The organism is Arthrobacter sp. Br18 (assembly GCF_000520555.1).
In the GTDB taxonomy this organism is placed as follows: domain Bacteria; phylum Actinomycetota; class Actinomycetes; order Actinomycetales; family Micrococcaceae; genus Arthrobacter_D.
Genome location: NZ_KI914856.1, coordinates 48,067 through 50,199, shown reverse-complemented (window position 1 = coordinate 50,199; position 2,133 = coordinate 48,067). Strand labels below are relative to the sequence as shown.

The following is a 2,133-nucleotide window of genomic DNA, read 5'->3' as shown; positions in this document are numbered from 1 at the left end:
CGGGCTGACCACGAAAATCCATCACCTCTGCGACGGGAAAATGCGCCCACTGGTGATGATCCTCGGACCCGGCCAGGGCGGGGATTCGCCGATGTTCCCGCATCTGCTGGACGCCTTGAGTGTTCCCCGGCTCGGTCCCGGCAGGGCCCGTTCCCGTCCGGACCGGGCCCTGGGCGATAAAGCGTACTCATCGAGGGCCAACCGTGAACTGCTGCGCCGACGCGGCATCCAGGCCGTGATTCCGGAGCGCTCCGATCAGGAAGCGAACCGCAAACGCCGCGGACAAAGAGGCGGCAGACCCGTCGGGCTCGACACGGAGGCCTATAAACGCCGCAACGTCGTCGAACGCTCCTTCAACACCTTCAAGCAATGGCGCGGACTAGCGACCCGGTACGACAAACTCGCTCTGACCTACCGCGGCGGAGTCGTTCTCCGCGCCATCACCATCTGGCTCAAGGAATTAGGAGACACGCCCTAGCCGAGGGGTGAGGCTGTGACGACGACGTTCTTTCCCCACAGGTCAGCGGTGTAGCAACTAACCAGAATGAGCCGGCCAGGGACGATGTCCCAGATGTCACTGGTGTTCAGGGTGTCCTTGTTGTGGGTGGTGACGGAATTTACCGTGTATGTAACCTCTCCGGTGGTGGTGGTCACCGTGAAAAGGTCTCCGGGTTTGGCCTGGGAACTGGCTCGGTTGAACGCGGAGTCGCGGTTTTCCCAGCTATGCCCCACGATGTACGTGGTGTTGACGGATCCGGTGCCGGGCGTTCCGTAGGGAGTGAGCCAGTAGGCGTCAAGTGTCGCAGGAGGAATGATAGTTCCGCTGCTCTGGTCCCCTGCTGTAGGGGTCAGGGGCAGAATGTCCAGGTCCATGCCAATGCCTTGATAGGTGATGTGCCGCGGAGCCGCGGCTGCAGCCGCAGCTTGAGGTTGGCTGATCCCTCATAGGGCTTTCCCTCTTCGGAGCTGACGACGCCGTCGCCATCGGCGTCCGCCGCCGGGCCGGCGCAGACGCCCTGCCCGCCGATGTGGATGTGCTGGGCGTGCATGTACGGCATGCCCATGAGCGTGGACGGGGCCCCAGCCACGCTCATGCTGATCGTTGCCTGATCGCCGGCCAGGGAAATCATCGCCTGGCCGGAGGTCCCGCTGACGTTCACCGGAGCAAGCACCGCGGAGTAGGAGGCAGCGCCGTCGTCGGCGGCGCCCGCCGGCCCGGCAGTGAGAGCCAGGGCAGAGAACGCGAGGGTAGGAACAAGGAGAACTGAGCTACGCATTGAGTTGACCCTTCACCAAGGAGACCCGTGTAATAGCACTCAGTGTATTGGCCGCCCCAGGCGCGGGGCGGCGTGAATTAGGGGTTTGAGGGAAGGGGGGAAAGGACGTGCCCTGCCTTCCCGGCGCGTCACCTTTCGATGCTGTAGCGCAGGTACACCACGCCGTTCGCGAACCGGCGCTCGTCACGCAGGGCAAGGCCGAGCCTGATGCTTTTCGGCAGGAACGGCTTTCCGCCGCCCACCACGACCGGTGACACGAACTGGTGGATCTCATCGATGAGGTCCGCGGCGAATGCTCCCGCCGCGAGCTCGGCACCCCCGATCACCAGGTCCTGCGATTCCGCCGCTTTCAGCTGTTCCACGGCAGCCGGGATGAAGTGCCGTTCCAGGCGGGTCCTCCGGCTGGACGGACCGGGAAGAGTTGATGAATAGACGATCTTCTGCGCTGCCTGCCAGATTTCCGCGTAGTCCTGCAGGATCGGATCGCCGGCTGTCGGCATCGTCTCCCACGCGACCATCACCTCGTACAGCCCGCGTCCGTAGAGGTAGGTGCCGATGGGCCTCTGGAGGTCGTTGATGAAGGTGTGCAACTCTTCGTCGGGGACGCCCCAGTCGAAGGAGCCCTCCTCGTCGGCCACATAGCCGTCGAGCGAGGTGATGCTGGCGTACAGGAGGAGTGCCATGACCTCAGCGGCTCACGCGGGAGTGTCGCCCGGGGGAGCGGCGGGCAGGGCTTTCTGCTCGCGCGGCGTCCACGACATGGTGATGTTCACGCCGTCCGCGGTGTCCTCCACGAAAAGGTGCAGGTCCTCGCCCAGCAGCGCTTCATGCTCGAATTCGTCGCCCGCTTCCCGCC

At 64.5% G+C, this 2,133-nt stretch carries 4 protein-coding genes; 1 reads left to right on the top strand and 3 read right to left on the bottom strand.

What is annotated here, in order from left to right; genetic code table 11:
• The coding region (locus Y704_RS0107560; RefSeq protein WP_026549668.1) for an IS5 family transposase at nucleotides 1-478 on the top strand (478 nt) is incomplete at its 5' end.
• On the opposite strand, the gene Y704_RS19720 is transcribed toward Y704_RS0107560, so the two are convergent.
• From Y704_RS19720 to Y704_RS0107545, 3 genes are all read right to left on the bottom strand, one after another.
• Entirely contained in the window at nucleotides 475-873 is a 399-nt protein-coding gene (locus Y704_RS19720) for a sortase family protein (protein WP_051476803.1), read from the bottom strand. The genes Y704_RS0107560 and Y704_RS19720 overlap by 4 nt on opposite strands.
• Nucleotides 849-1,277 carry a hypothetical protein gene (locus Y704_RS19715; protein WP_051476802.1) on the bottom strand — a complete coding sequence of 143 codons (429 nt, stop codon included), beginning with the start codon at nucleotides 1,275-1,277 and terminating at the stop codon, nucleotides 849-851. The genes Y704_RS19720 and Y704_RS19715 overlap by 25 nt, the downstream gene beginning before the upstream one ends.
• Before the next feature lie 128 nt (nucleotides 1,278-1,405).
• Nucleotides 1,406-1,960 (bottom strand): dihydrofolate reductase family protein, encoded by a 555-nt coding sequence (locus Y704_RS0107545; RefSeq protein WP_026549667.1) that lies wholly within the window; start codon nucleotides 1,958-1,960, stop codon nucleotides 1,406-1,408.
• Nucleotides 1,961-2,133: the final 173 nt, after the last annotated feature.